General features: G+C 40.0%; 13 protein-coding genes. 7 read left to right on the plus strand and 6 right to left on the minus strand.

Annotated elements, in window-relative coordinates; translation table 11 throughout:
- The first annotated feature begins 18 nt into the window (after positions 1 to 18).
- The 3 genes from HMPREF0766_RS10600 (at position 19) to HMPREF0766_RS10610 (ending at position 2,681) form a co-directional block, all read left to right on the plus strand.
- A complete protein-coding gene (locus HMPREF0766_RS10600; RefSeq protein WP_002996814.1) occupies positions 19 to 552 on the plus strand; it encodes a plastocyanin/azurin family copper-binding protein in 534 nt (177 codons plus the stop codon).
- A 137-nt stretch (positions 553 to 689) separates the two neighbouring features.
- A complete protein-coding gene (gene lpdA / locus HMPREF0766_RS10605) occupies positions 690 to 2,096 on the plus strand; it encodes a dihydrolipoyl dehydrogenase (protein ID WP_002996816.1) in 1,407 nt (468 codons plus the stop codon).
- 174 nt (positions 2,097 to 2,270) lie between these two features.
- Entirely contained in the window at positions 2,271 to 2,681 is a 411-nt protein-coding gene (locus tag HMPREF0766_RS10610) for an acyl-CoA thioesterase (RefSeq protein ID WP_002996818.1), read from the plus strand.
- Here the strand turns inward: HMPREF0766_RS10610 and HMPREF0766_RS10615 are convergent.
- On the minus strand, positions 2,678 to 3,118 hold the full coding sequence (locus HMPREF0766_RS10615; RefSeq protein WP_002996820.1) for a DUF3817 domain-containing protein: 441 nt from the start codon (positions 3,116 to 3,118) through the stop codon (positions 2,678 to 2,680). The two genes, HMPREF0766_RS10610 and HMPREF0766_RS10615, sit on opposite strands and share 4 nt — an antisense overlap.
- Before the next feature lie 174 nt (positions 3,119 to 3,292).
- Between HMPREF0766_RS10615 and lpdA (HMPREF0766_RS10620) the strand changes: the two genes are divergently transcribed.
- Positions 3,293 to 4,681, plus strand: a complete 1,389-nt coding sequence (gene lpdA, locus HMPREF0766_RS10620) for a dihydrolipoyl dehydrogenase (RefSeq protein ID WP_002996822.1) — start codon at positions 3,293 to 3,295, stop codon at positions 4,679 to 4,681.
- Positions 4,682 to 4,809: 128 nt separating this feature from the next.
- On the opposite strand, the gene HMPREF0766_RS10625 is transcribed toward lpdA (HMPREF0766_RS10620), so the two are convergent.
- The 5 genes from HMPREF0766_RS10625 to HMPREF0766_RS10645 are packed head-to-tail and all read right to left on the minus strand — an operon-like array spanning position 4,810 to position 9,124.
- A complete protein-coding gene (locus HMPREF0766_RS10625) occupies positions 4,810 to 5,817 on the minus strand; it encodes a LacI family DNA-binding transcriptional regulator (protein WP_232279730.1) in 1,008 nt (335 codons plus the stop codon).
- Positions 5,818 to 5,872: 55 nt separating this feature from the next.
- The gene (locus HMPREF0766_RS10630; RefSeq protein WP_002996825.1) at positions 5,873 to 7,384 is read right to left on the minus strand and encodes a S41 family peptidase; all 1,512 of its coding nucleotides are present in this window, start codon (positions 7,382 to 7,384) and stop codon (positions 5,873 to 5,875) included.
- 48 nt (positions 7,385 to 7,432) lie between these two features.
- A complete protein-coding gene (locus HMPREF0766_RS10635) occupies positions 7,433 to 7,975 on the minus strand; it encodes an HAD hydrolase-like protein (RefSeq protein ID WP_002996827.1) in 543 nt (180 codons plus the stop codon).
- 3 nt (positions 7,976 to 7,978) lie between these two features.
- Positions 7,979 to 8,470 carry a hypothetical protein gene (locus HMPREF0766_RS10640; protein ID WP_002996829.1) on the minus strand — a complete coding sequence of 164 codons (492 nt, stop codon included), beginning with the start codon at positions 8,468 to 8,470 and terminating at the stop codon, positions 7,979 to 7,981.
- Positions 8,471 to 8,473: 3 nt separating this feature from the next.
- The gene (locus tag HMPREF0766_RS10645) at positions 8,474 to 9,124 is read right to left on the minus strand and encodes an ABC transporter ATP-binding protein (RefSeq protein ID WP_172462551.1); all 651 of its coding nucleotides are present in this window, start codon (positions 9,122 to 9,124) and stop codon (positions 8,474 to 8,476) included.
- A gap of 181 nt (positions 9,125 to 9,305) precedes the next feature.
- Here HMPREF0766_RS10645 and sucC point away from each other — a divergent pair, with 181 nt between their 5' ends.
- From sucC to HMPREF0766_RS10660, 3 genes are all read left to right on the plus strand, one after another.
- Positions 9,306 to 10,499: an ADP-forming succinate--CoA ligase subunit beta gene (sucC, locus tag HMPREF0766_RS10650; protein WP_002996834.1), complete on the plus strand. Its 1,194-nt coding sequence runs from the start codon at positions 9,306 to 9,308 to the stop codon at positions 10,497 to 10,499.
- A 185-nt stretch (positions 10,500 to 10,684) separates the two neighbouring features.
- Entirely contained in the window at positions 10,685 to 12,130 is a 1,446-nt protein-coding gene (gene asnS / locus HMPREF0766_RS10655) for an asparagine--tRNA ligase (RefSeq protein WP_002996836.1), read from the plus strand.
- A 133-nt stretch (positions 12,131 to 12,263) separates the two neighbouring features.
- Entirely contained in the window at positions 12,264 to 12,884 is a 621-nt protein-coding gene (locus tag HMPREF0766_RS10660) for an L-threonylcarbamoyladenylate synthase (RefSeq protein ID WP_002996838.1), read from the plus strand.
- Positions 12,885 to 12,931 lie beyond the last annotated feature (47 nt).

Here is a 12,931-nt window from a genome sequence, read left to right on the forward strand (position 1 = left end):
TTAAATACATAGTTCACAATGAAAAAATTATTTATTATTCCTGCTTTAGCTCTTGCTGTAGCGTTTACATCTTGTGGCGGTGAAAGCAAAAAAACTTCGACAGAAGGGAATACAGAAACAACCAGTACAGAAACACAGACACCTGAAGAAACTGTACCTGGAATCGAAAATGTAGCGATTTCGAATACCCTTTCTTTGGAAGGAAATGATCAGATGAAATATGACAAAGATCTGTTTCGTGTAAAAGCTGGTGAGCCTGTGGAATTGACTTTTAAAAATGCAGGTCAGCAACCTAAAGAATCAATGGGACACAATGTCGTTATCCTGAAACCAGGTACTGATGTCGCTACTTTCGGTGGTGAGGCAGCAGGAGCAGCAGCAAGCGAATATATTCCTAAATCTTCTGCTTCATCTATTATCGCACACACAAAATTATTAGGCCCGGGTGAAACTGATAAAATCACGTTCACATTGGAGAAAGGTGTTTACTCCTTTATCTGTAGTTTTCCGGGTCACTTCGGTATTATGCAAGGTAAAATCGTTGCAGAATAATCAGACTTTAAAAACAACATAAGAAAAGACACCTTCCGGGGTGTCTTTTTTGTGTAAAAACCGTTTTATTTTAAACTGTTGCTTACGAATAGTATTAATAATCATTAACTTTGGCAGCAAAATAAAAATCAAACTTTATGCAATACGACGTAATAGTAATCGGAAGCGGGCCAGGTGGATATGTGGCTGCCATCCGTTGCGCGCAATTAGGTTTAAAAACTGCCGTAATCGAAAAGTATAGTACATTTGGAGGTACTTGTCTTAATGTGGGATGTATTCCTTCCAAAGCATTATTAGACTCTTCAGAGCATTATCACAATGCTGCTCACAGCTTCGAAGATCATGGGATTAGCCTAAGTAACTTAAAGGTTGATATTAAAAAAATGATGGCACGTAAAGACGATGTCATTGCTCAAAATACAGCAGGTATCACTTATTTATTTAAGAAAAATAAAATAGATAGTTTTCAGGGAGTTGGTTCTTTCGTAGACAAAAACACCGTTTTGGTCACTAAAGAAGATGGAAAAACTGAACAACTGACAACCAAAAATGTTATTATCGCGACAGGTTCGAAGCCGACGGCTTTACCATTCCTTCCGGTAGATAAGAAACGTATCATTACCTCTACGGAGGCATTATCTTTAACAGAAATCCCTAAAAATCTGATTGTAATCGGTGGCGGTGTAATCGGACTTGAATTAGGATCTGTGTACGCGCGCCTTGGTGCAAAAGTGACGGTAGTGGAATTTGCTAAATCCATCATCAGTACAATGGATGGCGGATTGGGTAAAGAACTGCAACGTGTATTGAAAAAATCCCTGGGAATGGAATTCCTTCTGGGTCATAAAGTTACCGGTGCATCTGTAAAAGGTAAGAAAGTAACGGTTACTGCGGAAGATCCTAAAGGTCAGGAAATCTCTTTGGAAGGTGATTATTGTATTGTTTCTGTAGGCCGTGTAGCCTATACAGCTGGCCTGGGTCTGGAAAACATCGGTATACAGACAGAAGAAAGAGGCAACAAGATCCCTGTGAACGATCACCTGGAAACAACTGTACCGGGTATCTACGCTATCGGAGATGTAATCAAAGGTGCTATGCTTGCTCACAAAGCAGAAGATGAAGGTATAGCTGTAGCTGAAAGAATAGCAGGGCAAAAACCACATATTGATTATAACCTTATCCCGGGTGTAGTCTATACATGGCCTGAAGTTGCTTCTGTCGGTCAAACGGAGGAACAATTGAAAGAAGCGGGTAAAAAATATAAATCAGGTTCATTCTCATTCAAAGCTTCAGGACGTGCTAAAGCATCCGGAGACACAGATGGATTTATCAAAGTACTGGCAGACGCTGAGACTGACGAAGTATTAGGTATACATATGATCGGACCTCGTGCTGCAGATATGATTGCAGAAGCAGTCGTAGCGATGGAATACCGTGCTTCGGCTGAAGATATCGGCCGCATATGCCATGCTCACCCGACATTCACAGAAGCGCTTAAAGAAGCAGCCCTGGCAGCAACTGCTAACCGGGCGATACACGCTTAAATAATATAACAGAGAAGGGCGATTTATTTGCCCTTCTTTTTTTCAATCAGATCAGGGAATCTACCATCCGGGATAAATACATCGTACAGAAATCAATATCTCCACTATTTAATTCCGCACGAAAGGCTAAACCCGGCTATCCCTGCACACACCTCAACTCTAAATACGGAAATCATGAATTTTTACACCAGAAAATGGATCAAGCCTGAGGATCTCAACCCAAATGGAACATTATTCGGAGGGACATTACTGAGATGGATCGATGAAGAAGCTGTAATATATGCAATTGTACAACTGGGTAATCCTTTTGTAGTTACCAAGTATATTTCAGAGATCAACTTTGTAAGTTCAGCCAGACAGGGAGATATCATCGAACTCGGCATAGAAGCAATAGCTTTTGGCACAACTTCATTGACCATGAAATGTGAAGTAAGGAATAAAATAACCAGAAAGACAATACTTTCGATTGAAAAACTGGTATTTGTAAACCTGAATGAGGAAGGCACTCCTACTCCGCACGGGAGAACAGAAATTACATATGCCTATATGGGTATTGAACGCATAAACAAAGGAGATGCTGATTAAGCAACTCCTTTAGCATGTTTTGCAATTTCTTTTTTCAGATCCAACTCTACCCAGAATGAAGCAACAGGGATCAGTGATACCACAAAATACTTCAACGCTTTCATTACTGACCACTTGTACTCTACCGTACAAACGATGAGCATAATGACAAATATAACGACCAGAAAGCCGTGAATGGATCCGGCGATACGTACAGCTTCAGGAATATCAGCGAAATATTTCAAAGGCATAGCAAAACAGAAAAGGAGAATGGTGGAGATCGCTTCCCATAAAGCGATTTGTCTAAAAAGTCTTAGCATAATAATATCTTCAAACTTCAAAAGTAATACTAATTTGATCACAAAGATCTGACTATGTTTCTCTTTGACCAATAACTGACAAATGACATCTTTGCAGATGGATTTAGTGCATTTGTATGCAAACAATTGCATTTCCATTACATGGCAGATTAAAAAATAATACGTACATTTGGAGGAGATTGTGTGTTCATTTTTAGTCATGATTGCACATCACTAAATCAACTACAGAAATTATTATCTGCAAGTTCCGGAATCTGTATTTATATAGAAAAACGGAAATTACGGATAACTAAAAAAGACAAATTATATCATATGAATTACGACATCATTGTAATTGGAAGTGGACCTGGCGGGTATGTTGCTGCCATCAGAGCTGCTCAATTGGGCTTTAAGACTGCGATCGTTGAGCGCGAATCATTAGGCGGAATCTGTCTCAACTGGGGCTGTATTCCTACAAAAGCATTAATCAAAAGCGCACAGGTTTTTGAATATCTGAATCACGCTGAAGACTACGGAATCAAAGTTCAGGGCGGAGAAGCAGATTTTGATGCAATTGTCAAAAGAAGCCGCGGGGTTGCTGATGGGATGAGCAAAGGAATCCAGTTTCTTATGAAAAAGAACAAGATTGATGTCATCAATGGTACTGCCAAAATCAAAAAAGGTGGTAAAGTAGAGGTCAAAGGAGCTGACGGAGCGACAAAAGAATATACAGCCAAGCATACTATTCTGGCTACAGGTGCCCGTTCACGCGAATTACCTAATTTACCACAGGATGGCAAAAAAATTATTGGATACCGTCAGGCATTGACTTTACCAAACAAACCAAAATCAATGGTTGTAGTGGGCTCAGGAGCAATCGGTGTTGAATTTGCTTATTTCTACAATGCGATGGGTACGCAGGTCACTATCGTAGAATTCATGGATCGTATCGTTCCTGTAGAGGATGAAGAAGTATCCAAACAATTGGAGAAAAGTCTTAAAAAAGCAGGTATCAATATCTTAACAAAATCTGAAGTTCAGTCCGTAGACACAAAAGGTGAGTTAAGTAAAGTAAGTATCAAAACAGCTAAAGGAGTAGAAACTCTGGAAGCAGAGATTGTACTTTCGGCTGTAGGTATAACTCCAAATATCGAGAATATCGGTCTTGAAGAAACAGGTGTAAAAACAGACAAAGGTCGTGTACTTGTTGACGATTTCTACAAAACAAGTGTAGAAGGTGTATATGCTATCGGTGACATCGTAAAAGGTCAGGCACTGGCTCACGTTGCTTCTGCTGAGGCAATCACCTGTGTAGAAAAAATAAAAGGTCTTCACGTAGAAGCTATCGATTATAATAATATTCCGGGATGTACGTATTGTTCACCTGAAATTGCATCTGTTGGTTACACTGAAAAAGCAGCTAAAGAAGCAGGATACGAACTGAAAGTTGGTAAATTCCCATTTTCGGCATCCGGAAAAGCTTCTGCCGCCGGAGCTAAAGATGGCTTTGTAAAAGTAATTTTCGATGCGAAATACGGTGAATTACTAGGTGCGCATATGATCGGAGCTAATGTTACTGAAATGATCGCAGAGATTGTCGTAGCTCGTAAATTGGAGACGACAGGTCATGAAATGATCAAATCGGTACATCCTCACCCGACCATGAGTGAAGCGATTATGGAAGCCTGTGCAGATGCATATGGTGAAGTGATCCACTTGTAGGCAATAACCTACCCTATACAAAAAGGCATTCAAAAATTTTGAATGCCTTTTTTAGTTTATAATTCTGAATCAAACAGCGTTTGGCTTCCCTGCCACATGACGCAATTGCTTAGTGACATACGTTCAGTTTATTGCAGTATTAATCTGGACTTAAAGATAAATTGCTGAGGCTTATACTCTTCTTTATTTTCCAGTCGATTGAACAAAATCTCCGCAGCTTTCTTAGCCTGCTGATCCGGAAACTGCTCAATACTTCCCATCGGAGGGTTTTCCATATATTTCCATAACGGATAGTTTGCAAAACTGATAAAATGGATATCACTGTTCAGTGATACACCTCTCTGCCGTGCAAATTTCATAACATCCAGTGTGACGAAGTCATTAAAAGATAATATCGCAGAAGGTCTGTCCGATAGCGTAAGGAGTTTGTTCATAGCTTCTTCATTGCCCTCTTCGGTAAGATCTGTATTGACGAGATAACGGTCGTCAAATGCAATATCATTCTTTCTCAAACCTTTGATGTAAGCCAGCTTACGTTCCTCAGAAGCCAGTAAGGTATCCGGTCCGTTGATGAGGGCTATCTTCTGGTGTCCGCGCGATACAAAAGCATCTATAGCCTCATAGACTCCTGTTGCCAGATCGCATTCTATACGGTCAATATCATTCAGATTGGGTACGCAGTCAAAGAAGACAACCGGAATCTCCGATTCTTCCATACTCTTGATAAAATCAAAAGAATTGGTATTTTTCCCTATTGACATCAATACACCGTCAACGCGATGTTTTTTGAGGGTTTGCAGTATCCGTAATTCTCTTTCTGCATCGTCCATTGACTGGCCCATGATCACCGTATACTTACGCTCATTAGCAAAGTTTTCAATCTCACTGATGGCAGCAGAGAAAAAGGGTTCTGAAAGACTGGGTAACACTACTCCTATTGTAAATGTCTTCCGCTGTTTAAAGAAAATGGCAGTCTGATTCGGCTCATAGTTCATCTCCTCAGCCATTTTCTTTACCCGCATAGTGGTTACCAACCCAATACTCGGATGATCATTCAGCGCTCTGGAAACTGTAGAAGGAGATATCTTCAGCTTTCTGGCTATTTCTTTTATTGTGGCCGGTTTTTCTTTCTTCATAGCTATCTGTATCAATCCTACTTTGCAAAGTAAGAAATCTTTTAAACATTTACATTTATTTTGACCGTCTCGTCTGAAACTTATACATGCCATTTGCATGGGCACGGGTATCTATACGATGTCGGCTTATATACTTTTCATTTCGCAACTTGTTGACAGAAGCCAGAGCTGTCTTAGAAGTACTGGATAACCAGCTTCCATTAAGACTATAATACAGGGCTTCTGCAATCATCCCTTCCTGAGGGTCTCCAAAATCTTTAAAATAATCTTCATATGTACTTCCGTCCGGAGTCAAGCCGGCGAAATAATCCCCATAATTATCCGCATTGATAGTCTGAAATGAAGTTGCATACAAATCCACATCAGTATTAGGTATGCTGGTTCTGAAAAAACCTACTGGCTTGCCGTATGTATTTTCAACTACACGGTTACCTCTGCTGTCTGCACCATAGGTGCCGATCATCTTCTGATTATCTTTAAAATATGGTTTTAGTGAATTGATAAGAAGTTCACTCGCAGAAGCGGTAGATTCGGTTACTAAAAAGTATACTTTATTCAGATTAAGTGTTCCCTTTTTAGCATAATTGACCGGACCAAATTCCCCTCCCTCCTTCGCCCATCCCCAGGCTTGCAGATTACGGTTCAGTTTGTAGGAATACATACGTTTGCCAGTGGCTGAAGCCGGGACTATACGATTGGCCAGATACTCTGCTGTCTCGACAGAACCACCGCCATTATACCTCAGATCCACGATAAGTTCAGAGATATTCTGCCCTTCAAACTGACTGAAAATATTTTCGAAGGAACTTAACATGGCAGTCGGAATCCTGTTATTATAAATAGCGACAAACGAGCTGAAAGCAAGGTAACCAATCTTTTTTCCATTCTGCTCAATAACTTTACTGGCCAGAATAGGATCAAAGTTGTACAACGAACTCACAATCTGTTTTTCGGTAGTGACTGAGGTCTGAGATACAAATTTAATGGTCATACTCTTAGAGTTGAGCGCATCATTGATCAATTTAAAACTCTGGGCTTGCTGAGTCTTGTAATCAATATTCGTCTGTCCGTTGATACTCAGAATACGATCGCCCCGACGTATACCAGCCTGATAGGCCGGAGAGTTTTTATCTACCATCCGCACATACAGATCTGCATTATCTCCGGAAGAGCTTGTCTGCAGGTAAAACACGTACATACCATAGCTCGTACTGACACCTTCTTCGATCTCTCCGCTGATGGTCCCCTGCCTGTCAATAAAACTATATCTGTCTACCGGACTACCATTCACCACAGGCGTCAGGCTCATCATATATTTCAGGACTTCCTCTCCGGTAGCATATTTTTTTGTATAGGAGCGTACGACACCTTTATCATCTAATGTATTGACATTGCCCGGAGGCATACTTCCCTCCCATAGGGAGAGTACTTTAGTATAATAAAAGACAGAATCTTTGATCATGTCTTCCTCAGTATCATTTTTATTATCAGGATTATCGGACTTCTTACAGCTATATACAGAAGTAAAAAGTAGAAGGATCAATAATACAGGAAATAATCTTTTCATAATCGTTAGCAATTAGTGTCTGCCGGAAATATAATCAATATAACTTGTCTATTCAATTATAGCAATTTCTTCCGGTTGAATTCTAAATTCATCTGCAATATAACTAATCGGCTCAATATTTCTGAAATTCAACTCATCGATAAAATAGACTTTCATGCCTTTGTCTAGTCCCTGCCAATCTATATGCTTAAGTTTATTCAGTTGTTCGAGCGGATTGCCTTTTGTTAAGATGGCTACATTTTTACCAGCATCCTGCAGATCCTGTAACAGTTGCGTCGTCTCCGGGAATAACAAAAGCTTGAGCGGTAGATGAGCCTGTACATGTATACGGCCAAATTTCTCTCTGTATTGCTCAGCCAAGCCGAATTGCTCCTTTATCTTGTCGAACATTCCATCTTCTCCATATTCCTCATATTGCTTTTGCATAAAAGACAGTAAGCTCTTGGAATCAGGAGTTGTTTCCGTGAATTCAATAAAATTAGAAAAAAGATAATATACCTGCAGAATGTAATCTTTTTTCGGATAGAGTATATCATCCAGTTCAAACAAAAATACATTTTTGTCCGAAGGATATTCTTTATAACTTTTCATCTCTTAGCCCTTAGCCGATACTAAACACAATGCCTGTTCTTCTCCTGAGTCAGATAAGACGAAAGCTCCGGAGAGACCGTTACTCCTGATTTGCTCTCCGGACACAAGATCTTTTCCATCCAGAAGTATATTTATAGCCATATCTTTATCGGGATCTTCCAGCACAAAAATATCAGGCATAAACTCCTTACCTGGCAACAGTAAACGGATACCATACTCTTCAAACAATACCTCTGCTTCTGCCAGCACACTGATCTCATCCTTTCCCAAAGGGAGTATATAGCTTATATCCTGATCCAGACTGACTTTAAGTACTTCGTGTGCGTAGGTTGACTGCCCTCCTCCCGGAATCTGAAGCAGTTTACCTGAAGTGACTAAAATACCCGGTATATCTTCCGAAGAAACCAGTTGTACACTCATTTTACTTTCCATCAGACGGGCGATACGCTGTGCTAACCCTCTGGTACCATATGTTATTAATAATTTCTCACTCATTTCTTAAACAATGTTTCCGTCACGCATATGAATGGTACGATCTGAAATATTAGCCAGTTCATCATTATGGGTTACAATGACAAATGTTTGTTGGATTTTATCCCTTAAATCAAAAAACAACTGATGTAAGGCAGTTGCATTTTCGGAATCCAGATTACCGGAGGGTTCATCAGCAAGTACGATAGAAGGCTTATTAATCAAGGCTCTCGCTACAGATACACGCTGCTGTTCTCCTCCTGACATAGCCGAAGGTTTGTGTGTGACACGATGAGCCACGCCTAACATGTCCAGCAGCTGCATGGCATTTGCTTCCGCATCTTTTTTGGGTACACCATTTATAAATGCCGGTATACAGACATTTTCCAGCGCTGTAAATTCAGGTAGCAGGTGATGAAACTGAAATACAAATCCGATATGCTTATTGCGAAAAGCGCTCAGTTTCTTCTCGTTCAATCCGCTGACCTTAATGCCATCGATCCATACTTCTCCGGATTCGGGACGATCTAATGTACCGATAATATGCAGTAACGTACTTTTTCCGGCTCCCGAAGCGCCTACTATAGTCACAATCTCACCTTTGTCAACTTCCAGATCTACTCCCTTCAGAATAGGCAGGTCACCGTATGCTTTATAGATTCCTTTTGCTTGTAACATCATACAGCGAAGTTACTAATTTTTGTCCGTCCTGACAGGAATAAAAATAGGGTAGATTAGTTAACAGAAGGTCCGGGATAAAGTCTGCATTCGTCATTTTTATCAAATAAACATTAAAAACACGATAGACACTTGACCTTTAAAGTTAAAAACCATATTTTTACACCTTAAAATTGTCAAAATGAACATTCACGAATATCAAGGAAAGCAAATACTAAAAAGTTTTGGTGTTACCATACAAGAAGGAATTGTAGCTGACACTCCTGAGCAAGCTGTGGAAGCCGCTAAAAAGATGAAAGAAGACTACAACTCGGACTGGGTTGTTGTAAAAGCTCAGATTCACGCAGGTGGTCGCGGTAAAGGTGGCGGTGTTAAATTGGCTAAAAATCTGGAGGAAGTAAAACAAAGAGCTACTGATATCATCGGTATGCAGTTGGTAACTCCTCAGACAGGTCCTGAAGGTAAAAAAGTAAACAAGGTATTAATTGCACAGGATGTATACTATCCGGGAGCAAGCGAAACCAAAGAATTCTATATGTCGGTATTGTTGGATCGTGCAACAGGCCGCAATATCGTAATGTATTCTACTGAAGGTGGTATGGATATCGAAGAAGTAGCTGAAAAAACTCCTCACTTGATTTTCAAAGAAGAGATTGACCCTAAAGTTGGTCTTCAGGGCTTCCAGGCACGTAAAATTGCATTCAACTTAGGATTATCAGGTCCTGCACATAAAGAAATGGTAAAATTCGTAGCTGCACTTTACAAAGCCTACGATGCTACAGATTCTTCAATGTTTGAAATCAATCCGGTATTAAAAACTTCTGACGATAAAATCTTGGCTGTGGATGCTAAAGTAAATCTGGATGAGAATGCATTATACCGTCATCCTGATTATGCAGCAATGCGTGATGTTACAGAAGAAGATCCTACTGAAGTAGAAGCTGGCGAGTCTAACCTGAACTATGTAAAACTTGACGGTAACGTAGGTTGTATGGTAAATGGTGCCGGTCTTGCGATGGCAACAATGGACATCATCAAAATTGCCGGTGGTGAGCCTGCTAACTTCCTTGACGTAGGTGGTACTGCTAATGCTGAAACAGTGAAAGCCGGATTCAACATTATTCTGAAAGACCCTAATGTAAAAGCGATCCTGATCAATATCTTCGGTGGTATCGTTCGTTGTGACCGTGTAGCTCAGGGTGTAATCGACGCTTACCAGGAAATTGGAAATATTCCTGTTCCTATCATCGTTCGTCTTCAGGGAACAAATGCGGAAGAAGCTAAAAAACTGATCGATGAATCAGGACTTAAAGTATACTCCGCAATCTTATTAAAAGAAGCTGCAGATTTAGTAACTAAAGTATTAAAAGGTTAATTCCTTTTATAACGCGATATCAAAAGCCTCTGACTTAAATCAGAGGCTTTTTTTGATAAGAACACTTCCCGTATTTATAAATAAATCAAGGATTTTAATAAATTATAAGCTATTTTTGTGAGCTGTAAAATTTAAAGCAGCAGAGTTTATTTGAAAAATAACTCCAATTAATATCTGACAATAAAATGGAACACACACGTATTAAAGAATTATTGAATGCCACTGAGTTTGGGCAAGAGGTCATTGTAAAAGGATGGGTAAGAACTTTCCGTAACAATCAATTTATAGCGATCAATGATGGTTCTTCAATCAATAATATCCAGGCAGTAGTGGATTTCGAAAATACGGATGATGCATTATTAAAAAGAATCACTACGGGTGCTGCTGTACGTGTCAAAGGAACGCTGATCGAATCATTGGGTAAGGGTCAGAAGGTAGAGGTCAAAGTAACGGAACTGGACGTCATCGGCGATTCGGATCCGGAAAAATTCCCTTTACAACCCAAAAAACACAGTTTAGAATTTTTGCGTGAAATCGCTCATTTACGCTTCCGTACCGGAACATTCAATGCAATCTTCAAGGTACGTAATGCACTGTCATTTGCAGTACACCGCTTCTTCAATGAAAGAGACTTTGTGTACATGCATACTCCTATTATTACCGGTTCAGATGCTGAAGGTGCAGGCGAAATGTTTCGTGTCACTACCTTAGATCTGAATAATCCTCCACGTACAGAAAACGGCGATATAGATTTTAAAGAAGACTTCTTCGGAAAGTCTACTAACCTTACGGTATCCGGACAACTAGAGGGTGAACTGGCAGCTTTAGCATTTGGTAATATTTATACTTTCGGACCTACATTCCGTGCCGAAAACTCCAATACAACGCGTCACCTGGCTGAATTCTGGATGATCGAACCGGAGATGGCTTTCTATGAACTGGAAGACAATATGGATCTGGCTGAGGCCTTATTGAAATATGTTATACAGTATGCGCTGGAAACCTGCCCGGAAGAGATAGAGTTTCTGAAAAACCGTTTACTTGAAGAAGAGAAAAACAAACCGGCTGCAGATCGTTCGGAAATGGATCTTATTGAAAAACTGAAATTCTGTCTTGAGAATGAATTTGAGCGGGTTAAATATACAGATGCAATCGAGATTCTGAAGCGCAGCAAGCCAAATCAGAAAAAACAGTTTAAATATCTGATTGACGAATGGGGGGCAGATCTTCAGTCAGAACACGAACGTTATCTTGTAGAAAAACATTTTAAGAAACCGGTGATCCTTACAGATTATCCGAGAGAGATCAAATCATTCTATATGAAACAGAACGAACCAGATGCATTAGGCAGAAACACAGTTCGTGCCATGGACATTCTGTTTCCGGGTATAGGTGAAATGGTCGGCGGATCACAAAGGGAAGAAAATCTGGACAAATTACTGGCTCGTATGGCTGAGGTAGGAATACCGGCCGAGGAAATGGAATGGTTCCTGGATACACGTCGCTTCGGATCGGTTCCTCACTCAGGTTTCGGTGTCGGATTTGAGCGTCTTGTATTATTCGTGACAGGAATGACCAATATTCGTGACGTTATTCCGTTCCCGAGAACTCCAAAAAATGCTGAGTTTTAATCAGAAATAATAACATATCAGAAACCGTCAAAAACATTAAAGCCTTTTGACGGTTTTTATATTATAAGGATCCGTTGTTCACACGGAATGCAATGTGAACTGTTTAATTATCTTTTAAATTTCAGGCTTCAATATGCTTATCCGAATTTACGAAAACAATCCTAATGAAAAGGCAATACAACAAGTAGTTGATGTATTAAAACGTGGCGGTGTAATTATCTACCCTACAGATACCGTATATGGTATTGGCTGCGACATCACCAATCATAAGGCTATTGAACGCGTATGTGAGATCAGGGGAATGAAAGTAGATAAAGCCAACTTATCATTTATCTGTTACGATCTGACAGACATTTCCCAATATACCAAACCCTTTGACACCAGTGTATTCCGGGTATTGAAAAAAGCGCTACCGGGTCCGTTTACCTTTATCTTCAATGCAAGTGGTCAGGTACCCAAACTCCTTTCTTCTAAAAAGAAGACTGTCGGTATACGTGTCCCTGACAATCATATTGTGAGGGAGATCGTGAGAGTACTGGGAAATCCTATTGTAACGGCCTCGATTCGTGATGAAGATGATATTCTGGAATATTCAACTGATCCGGAACTTATTCATGAAAAATACGAAAACATGGTAGATTTAGTAATAGATGGAGGTTATGGGGATAATGTCGCTTCCACAGTAGTAGATCTTACCGGCGGAGATTTTGAGATTGTCCGCGAAGGGAAAGGCGATCTTGAACAGTATTTATAATTGTAAGTATTCAAAAGGATTGTATTGTTCTTGTCTATCTGACGGAG

The organism is Sphingobacterium spiritivorum ATCC 33861, assembly GCF_000143765.1.
In the GTDB taxonomy this organism is placed as follows: Bacteria; Bacteroidota; Bacteroidia; order Sphingobacteriales; family Sphingobacteriaceae; genus Sphingobacterium; species Sphingobacterium spiritivorum.

Bases quoted from the DNA above. Each gene is read 5' to 3' on its own strand.
- HMPREF0766_RS10660 (WP_002996838.1), top strand. From the start codon at position 12,264: ATGCTTATCCGAATTTACGAAAACAATCCTAATGAAAAGGCAATACAA.
- HMPREF0766_RS10615 (WP_002996820.1), bottom strand. From the start codon at position 3,118: ATGGAAATGCAATTGTTTGCATACAAATGCACTAAATCCATCTGCAAA.
- HMPREF0766_RS10610 (WP_002996818.1), top strand. From the start codon at position 2,271: ATGAATTTTTACACCAGAAAATGGATCAAGCCTGAGGATCTCAACCCA.
- HMPREF0766_RS10630 (WP_002996825.1), bottom strand. From the start codon at position 7,384: ATGAAAAGATTATTTCCTGTATTATTGATCCTTCTACTTTTTACTTCT.
- HMPREF0766_RS10635 (WP_002996827.1), bottom strand. From the start codon at position 7,975: ATGAAAAGTTATAAAGAATATCCTTCGGACAAAAATGTATTTTTGTTT.
- asnS (WP_002996836.1), top strand. From the start codon at position 10,685: ATGGAACACACACGTATTAAAGAATTATTGAATGCCACTGAGTTTGGG.
- sucC (WP_002996834.1), top strand. From the start codon at position 9,306: ATGAACATTCACGAATATCAAGGAAAGCAAATACTAAAAAGTTTTGGT.
- HMPREF0766_RS10625 (WP_232279730.1), bottom strand. From the start codon at position 5,817: ATGAAGAAAGAAAAACCGGCCACAATAAAAGAAATAGCCAGAAAGCTG.
- lpdA (WP_002996822.1), top strand. From the start codon at position 3,293: ATGAATTACGACATCATTGTAATTGGAAGTGGACCTGGCGGGTATGTT.
- lpdA (WP_002996816.1), top strand. From the start codon at position 690: ATGCAATACGACGTAATAGTAATCGGAAGCGGGCCAGGTGGATATGTG.
- HMPREF0766_RS10600 (WP_002996814.1), top strand. From the start codon at position 19: ATGAAAAAATTATTTATTATTCCTGCTTTAGCTCTTGCTGTAGCGTTT.
- HMPREF0766_RS10640 (WP_002996829.1), bottom strand. From the start codon at position 8,470: ATGAGTGAGAAATTATTAATAACATATGGTACCAGAGGGTTAGCACAG.
- HMPREF0766_RS10645 (WP_172462551.1), bottom strand. From the start codon at position 9,124: ATGTTACAAGCAAAAGGAATCTATAAAGCATACGGTGACCTGCCTATT.